General features: G+C 61.0%; 1 protein-coding gene. It reads right to left on the reverse strand.

Annotation, left to right across the window (positions count from 1 at the left end; all coding sequences use genetic code 11):
* Window positions 1–130: 130 nt before the first annotated feature.
* The gene (locus tag ACXJ7R_RS35110) at window positions 131–712 is read right to left on the reverse strand and encodes a CarD family transcriptional regulator (protein ID WP_457155799.1); all 582 of its coding nucleotides are present in this window, start codon (window positions 710–712) and stop codon (window positions 131–133) included.
* Window positions 713–761 lie beyond the last annotated feature (49 nt).

A 761-nucleotide genomic window follows, 5' to 3' on the forward strand; every position in this document is an offset into this window, starting at 1 on the left:
ACGCTGAAGCAAGAAGCGGAGAGGGAAGGCGGCGGCGAGGGGAAGGCGGCTACACGCTTCAGCCTATTGTCCCAGAAACAAAAAACCCGGCGCGAGGCCGGGTTTTTCATGGATTCAAAGCTGAAAAAGTTCAGGCAGCTTCTTCCTGCTCGGCTTCCTCATTATCGGCCTTGGCGCCCCGCTTAGGGCCCTTGTTGAGGTTGATCTCGATCAGGCGCACGGCTTCGGTTTCCGACATCCGGTTGACGGCCGCAATCTCGCGGGCCATGCGGTCGAGTGCCGCCTCGTAGAGCTGGCGTTCGGAATAGGACTGCTCGGGCTGGTTGTCGGCGCGGTAGAGGTCGCGCACAACTTCCGAGATCGAGATCAGGTCGCCGGAATTGATCTTCGCATCATACTCCTGGGCGCGGCGCGACCACATGGTGCGCTTGACGCGGGCGCGGCCCTGCACGACTTTCAGCGCGCGCTCGACATAATCCTCTTCCGACAGCTTGCGCATGCCGATGGAGGTCGCCTTGGCGACCGGCACCTTCAGACGCATCTTGTCCTTCTGGAAGTCGATGACGAACAGTTCCAGCTTGTGCCCAGCGACTTCCTGCTCGTCGATCGAGACGATCTGGCCGACGCCATGCGCCGGATAGACAATGTACTCGCCGGTCTTGAAACCGTGACGCGCAGCGGTGGACTTCTTCTGCGGGGTTATCGTTGCCATTGCGCCCTGAACTCCTTGTTGTGGTACCGGCGTCCTGCCGGCCCGAACT

The sequence above is a fragment of the Mesorhizobium sp. P5_C1 genome, assembly GCF_054049815.1.